Consider the following 6,127-nt stretch of genomic DNA (forward strand, 5'->3'; position numbering starts at 1 on the left):
TCAGGGAGATCAGTCCGCATACAAAGAACTGGATACAGGACATCTTCACTCCGTCCACCCTGGGCGCGAAATGATCGATCACCAGGATATGCAGGGAAAACAACAGGGCGCACAAAAACACATAGAAATCCCCTATGTTCACAGAGAACCCTTCCGTAATACACAGGAAATAAAGGCCCACAAGGGCGATGCCCACTGCCGTCCAGATCTTCCATCCCACTTTCTGGCGCAGGAAGATCCCCAGCACCGGCACGATCACAATATAAAAAGCAGTGATAAACCCGGATTTCCCGGCGGTGGTATACACAAGTCCGATCTGCTGCAGGCTGCTGGCGGCAAAGAGAAGAACGCCGCAGCAAACCCCGCCGACGATCAGATCCTTTCTGCTTCCAGGCACATTTCCCCGGTTCCCTCTGCCCAGGAAAGCGATACAGGGCAAAAGAGCCACCCCGCCGATCAGGTTGCGCACTCCGTTAAAGGTAAAGGGCCCCAGATAATCCATCCCCACACTCTGGGCCACAAAGGCCGTTCCCCAGATAAATGCTGTCAGGATCAGCATGCACGCATTTTTCGTCTTCATAGTCGCACCTCATCTTCCGTCAGTCGCGCGCGTACCGCTTCCAGGCCGCGCAGTGGTTCCATTATAGCATAATTATCCCTCCAGGTGTATAATAAATACATTCTAAGCAACACTGATAACAGGAATGACGATTATGAAGAGACAAAACCGGTTTTTCTTCTGCTGCGGCCTGATCCTCCTTGCAAGCGAGATCTGGAAGCAGTGGACCCTCACCTTCCAACTGAATCACGGCGTCTATAACTTCTGGTACTTTCCCTTCCAGCTGTGCAGCGTCCCCATGTATGTGTGCCTGATCCTGCCCTGGATAAGATCTGGGAAACTCTATCAGACACTCCTTGCCTTTCTCATGGACTTCTCCCTCCTGGGCGGGATCTTTGCCTTCTGCGACACCAGCGGCATGCACTACCGGTATAGACCTCTTACTGTCCACTCCTTTGCCTGGCACTTCGCCCTGATCGGCATTGGAATCACCGCCGGATATATCCGAAGAAAAACACAGGACAAGAGCCCCTACCGGGGTCCTGCCCTGTGCTATCTTATCTGCTGCCTGATCGCCACAGGCCTGAATCTCTTCTGTTACCAGTACGGCTCCATCAACATGTTCTACATCAGCCCCCATTATCCCATGACCCAGAAGCTGTTCTGCCAGCTTGCCAGGGTCATCGGAGATCCGGGCGGCATCGCCTGCTATATAGGCGCCAGCCTCCTGGGAGGCTATCTCATCCACCGGCTGGGAACAACTACTTTAACCTCACGATCGTCTCTCTGATCACGTGGTTCTCCACATTGCGCACGTCGATGGACAGCTCCTCTGTCTCTACGTGGAAGCTCTCGCCGTCGCCGGGGATCCGGCCGATCTCTCCGCAGATGTATCCGCTGAAGGTATCGTAATCGTCCAGGTTAAGCTTGATCTTCAGCTCTTCCGCCACATCTTCCAGGTCTGCGCTTCCCTGGATCTTCCACACGCCCTCGTCCAGCTTCTCAATATCTTCCGGCTCCACCGGCTCTTCCAGCTCCCGCAGGTCGCCCACCAGCGCCTCCATCAGGTCATGGAGGGTGATAATCCCGGACAGGCCGCCGTACTCATCCACGATCACGGCAAAATAATTGCGGGTCTGTTTCATCTTGGCAAACAGCACGTTGGCCTTCATGATCTCCGGGATAAAGAAGGCTTTGTCCACTGCGCTTGCCATCACATTCTCTCTGGACTTATCCTGCAGACGGAAGTAGTCCTTGGTGTCCAGAACGCCCACAATATCTTCCTGCCCCTCCCGGCAGACCGGATAGTGGGTATGTCTGTTTTCGTAGATGATCTTCTCCCATTCTTCCATGTCATCCTGAAGGGAGAGATAGATCACATCCCGTCTTCTGGTGCAGATCTGCTCCACAGAAGTGTCGTTAAACTCAAATACATTCTGGATGATGTCATTTTCTTCCTGAGGGATCACGCCCTGCTCATTTCCTTCCACCAGGAGCATCCGGATCTCCTCTTCCGTCACGGTATCCTCATTCTGGTTGGGATCGATCCCCATCAGCCGCAGGATCCCGTTGGTAGAAACGGTAAGGAGCCATACCAGCGGGGCCGTCGCCCTGGCCATAAAGGACAGGATCCCGGACATCCCAAGGGCCAGCGATTCCGTCTTCTTCATGGCGATCCGCTTAGGCACCAGTTCTCCGAATACCAGCTGGAAATAAGTCAGCACCAGAGTGATCACAATTACAGCGATGGAATTCAGCACATTTCGCGGGATCGACACCCCTGCCCCGATCAGCGCGTCGGTCAGAGGCCCGGCAAAGTTGTCCGCCGCGAAGGCGCCGCCAAGAAGTCCGGCCAGCGTGATGGCCACCTGGATCGTCGCCAGAAACCGCGCAGGCTGCTCCACCAGGGCAAACAGTTTCATGGCCCGTTTATCCTTCTCCTCAGCCATCATCTTCAGTTTTGTCTCATTCATGGAGATCACCGCGATCTCCGCGCTTGCAAAGGTGGCGTTCAAAAAGATCAGTACCACCTGTAACAGAATTGAACCTATCATAATCTTCTCTTTCTTTCCTCCGTTTTCTTATCCGTTAAAACCTGTCTTTTTCCTGTAAATGAACACAAAAAGGTACAGCCTATATCCGGATCCGAGTACAGGCTATACCTCTGTATAAACAATATTGATAAATACAACAGACAGTTTCAGTGTCGTCTTCGGCACCATCGTCCATGGATGTTCTCACGCTCCTGTTTCTAAATTAATCATGAATTAAGATACCACAAACTCCCCGGACTGTCAACTGCTTGACGCTTCACCGGGCGTAACCGGTCCTGACCGCTCCTATCCGATCCTGCCCTCATCCAGATATCCGGCCAGTTCTTTGGCATAGTAGGTAAGGTAGCTCTGGGCTCCGGCCCGGAACGCCGCCACTGCAGTCTCGCATACGATCTTATCCTCCTGGATCCAGCCCTTCTGGGCAGCCGCCTTGATCATGGCGTACTCTCCGCTGACACTGTATGCGGCCACCGGAAGCTTAGTCGCCTCACGGACTCTGGTGATCATATCCAGATAGGCAAGGGCCGGCTTCACCATGATGATATCCGCCCCTTCTTCTTCATCCAGGAGCACCTCCCGGATCCCTTCCCTGCTGTTGTGATAATCCATCTGATAACTGCTCCGGTCGCCAAAGGAGGGCGCTGACTCTGCCGCGTCCCGGAAGGGCGCGTAAAAGCCAGAGGCATATTTCACCGCATAGGACATGATGGGGGTATTCTCATATCCTTTTTCATCCAGCAGGGCGCGGATCGCCGCCACCCGCCCGTCCATCATGTCAGAGGGGGCCACCATATCGGCGCCTGCCTGTACCTGGGAGAGGGCGGTCTTGGCCAGCAGCCGGATGGTAGGGTCGTTGTCCACCTCCTGGCCGCGAAGCAGCCCGCAGTGTCCGTGGGAAGTATACTCGCACAGACACACGTCTGTAATATAGTAGAGCTCTGGAAACTGTCTTTTGGCTTCCCTGAGGGCCCGCTGGATGATCCCGTCCTGGGCGTATGCCTGGCTGCCCTGCTCATCCTTCTCCCCGGGGATCCCAAAGAGCATCACCGAGGGCACCCCCGCCTTTGCCACCTGCTCCAGTTCCTCCGGCAGGCGGTCCACACTGTACCGGTACTGGCCCGGCATGGAGGGGATCTCTTCCCGAATCTTCTCTCCTTCCCTCACAAACAGCGGATAGATGAGGGAGGCTTTGTCGATCCGCGTCTCCCGCACCATCCGGCGCAGAGGTTCTTTACTTCTCAATCTCCGTGGTCTCTTGATCATGGTCTTTTTTTATCCTTTCTATCAATGCCGTCAGGCTTTCTATGGTTGCTTCTTCTGCGATCCGGCAGTCCAGGCCGTACTCCCTTGCCCGCCTGGCAGTCTCCGGTCCGATACAGGCGGCTTTGCGCCCTTTCAGGGTCTCCCGTCCTGCCATCCGGGCCAGCCCGTCGGCAGTGGAGGCGCTGGTCAGCACCACGCAGTCGATCCTTCCCTCTTCCAGTTCCTTCCTTACATCCACAGTCTGGGATTCGGGATACAGGGTCCGGTAAATGGAAATGTCATCCACAGCCGCCCCCGCCTCTTCCAGAAGAGGGACCAGTTCCGGATTCCCCCTCTTTGCTCTTGGCAGAAGGATCCGTTTCCCCCGGATATCCTCCCCGGCCAGCGCTCTCCCCAGGGAGACGCCGTCATAAACCCGGGGCATAAGATCCGGGTAAATGCCTCTCTCCTCCAGGGCCTTCCCGGTTCCTTCCCCGATCACTGCGATCCGGATATGGCCCAGACGGCGGACGTCCGCTTTCCTTTGCTCCATATCTGCGAAGAAGATCCGGACTCCTGCCGGACTGGTAAATACCAGCCAGTCATAAGCCTCCAGATGGGAAATGCAGTCTGCGATCTTCTCATCCTCTTCCACGGGAACAAGCTCCACAGCCGGCGCCTCCAGCACCTGGGCCCCCAGGGTCCTCAGCCGGCCGGCCAGCGGTTCCATCCGTTCCCGGGGTCTGGTAAGCAAAAGCCGCATCCCCATAAGAGGCAGCTCCTCATACCATCCAAGCTCTTCTGTCAGGGCGCACACCTGGCCCACCAGGATCACCGCCGGCGGACGGATCCCGGCGGATGCCGCCCGCTCTGCCAGGTCTTCCAGGGTCCCTACTACTTTCCTCTGATCCGCGGTAGTCCCTTCCTGCAGGACAGCTGCCGGCGTCTCCGGCTTCATGCCTGCCCCAAGGAGTCCGGCCGTGATCTCCGGAAGCGCCGCCACTCCCATCAGAAACACCAGGGTTCCCTCCAGAGCGGCCAGCGCCGGATAATCCAGCGTCTCTTCTCTTCCCTGCCGCTTGTGGGCTGTGATGATATGTACCGAGGAGGCGCAGTCTCTGTGGGTCACCGGGATTCCGTTATAAGCCGGCACCGCCAGGGCTGAAGTCACCCCCGGCACCACCTCAAAAGGGATCCCTTCCTTAGCCAGGACCATTGCCTCCTCGCCGCCCCGGCCAAAGAGAAAGGGGTCTCCCCCCTTCAGACGTACCACCTTATTTCCCGCCCTGGCCTCTCTTACCAGGATCTCCTGGATCTCCTGCTGGGGGATGAGATGGCGTCCCGCCTGCTTCCCTACATTAATGAAACGTTTTCCATCCCCGTACCGGGCAAGAAGGTCCGGATTCACCAGATGGTCATAGACCACCACCTGGGCTTCCTTTAACACCTGTTCCCCTTTTACCGTGATAAGGCCGGTATCTCCCGGGCCTGCGCCCACCAGCCATACCTTTCCTTCTGTCATCTTACTCTCCTTGTCTTCCCGCCGGCTCCTGCTACCGGGAAGCAGCCTCTCTTAGCTCTTCCGCCAGGGCAGCGCCCATCCCGATCGCCGCTTCCAGCGCCTCTTTCCTGCTGCCGATCCGGTAGTTTCCACTCTTCTCGTCATAGTAGAGTCCCCAAAGAAGGAGCATTCCCTCTTTCCGTTCCCCGTAGGCAGCCACCGGAGAGGAACATCCTCCTCCCAGAGCCCGGACAAATGCCCGCTCCTCCCGGGCGATCCGGCAGGCAGCCGGGGCTTCCAGCGCCCGGATCAACTCCCGGTCTTCCTCTTCCCGCATGGTCACCGCCAGTGTTCCCTGGCCTGCGGCCGGCAGCATTTCTTCTGGTTCAAAGCACCGGAAGATCCGCTCCTCCAGCCCAAGCCTTCGAAGACCTGCGGCCGCCAGGATCAGCGCATCGTATTCCCCCTTATCCAGCTTCTCAAGACGGGTTGGCACATTTCCCCGGATATCCTTGAATCGGGCTTCCGGGAACAGCTTCTCTGCCTGCAGCTTACGCCGGAAGGAAGAGCAGCCGATCACACCCCTGCCCTCCCAGGCTTCCTTCCCGGAAGGCAGTACCAGAGCGTCCCTTGGATCTTCCCGCTGTGAAAAGACCGCCAGCCCAAGGCCCGGGGTGACTTCCATGGGCATATCCTTCAGGCTGTGGACCGCCAGGTCGATCTCCCCTTGCAGAAGGGCAAGATCCAGCTCCTTGATAAAGACTCCTTTGC

At 57.0% G+C, this 6,127-nt stretch carries 6 protein-coding genes; 1 reads left to right on the forward strand and 5 read right to left on the reverse strand.

The window, feature by feature from the left end; all coding sequences use genetic code 11:
- The coding region (locus ACML7B_RS03065; protein ID WP_418539279.1) for a DMT family transporter at window positions 1–580 on the reverse strand (580 nt) is incomplete at its 3' end.
- A gap of 133 nt (window positions 581–713) precedes the next feature.
- On the opposite strand from ACML7B_RS03065, the gene ACML7B_RS03070 reads away from it, so the two are divergent.
- Window positions 714–1,349, forward strand: coding sequence for a hypothetical protein (locus ACML7B_RS03070; RefSeq protein WP_346707963.1), 636 nt, complete (start codon window positions 714–716; stop codon window positions 1,347–1,349).
- On the opposite strand, the gene ACML7B_RS03075 is transcribed toward ACML7B_RS03070, so the two are convergent.
- From ACML7B_RS03075 to hemC, 4 genes are all read right to left on the reverse strand, one after another.
- On the reverse strand, window positions 1,321–2,613 hold the full coding sequence (locus ACML7B_RS03075; protein WP_346707962.1) for a hemolysin family protein: 1,293 nt from the start codon (window positions 2,611–2,613) through the stop codon (window positions 1,321–1,323). The two genes, ACML7B_RS03070 and ACML7B_RS03075, sit on opposite strands and share 29 nt — an antisense overlap.
- A 285-nt stretch (window positions 2,614–2,898) precedes the next feature.
- Complete coding sequence (hemB, locus tag ACML7B_RS03080; RefSeq protein WP_418539280.1) at window positions 2,899–3,876, reverse strand: porphobilinogen synthase; 978 nt, start codon at window positions 3,874–3,876, stop codon at window positions 2,899–2,901.
- A complete protein-coding gene (gene cobA, locus ACML7B_RS03085; RefSeq protein WP_418539281.1) occupies window positions 3,845–5,377 on the reverse strand; it encodes a uroporphyrinogen-III C-methyltransferase in 1,533 nt (510 codons plus the stop codon). Before cobA ends, hemB begins: the two co-directional genes overlap by 32 nt.
- Before the next feature lie 31 nt (window positions 5,378–5,408).
- Window positions 5,409–6,127 (reverse strand): hydroxymethylbilane synthase (hemC, locus tag ACML7B_RS03090; protein WP_418539282.1); only part of this gene is annotated, 719 nt, incomplete at its 5' end.

The organism is Massilistercora timonensis (assembly GCF_048354975.1).
Classification (GTDB): Bacteria; Bacillota; Clostridia; order Lachnospirales; family Lachnospiraceae; genus Massilistercora; species Massilistercora timonensis.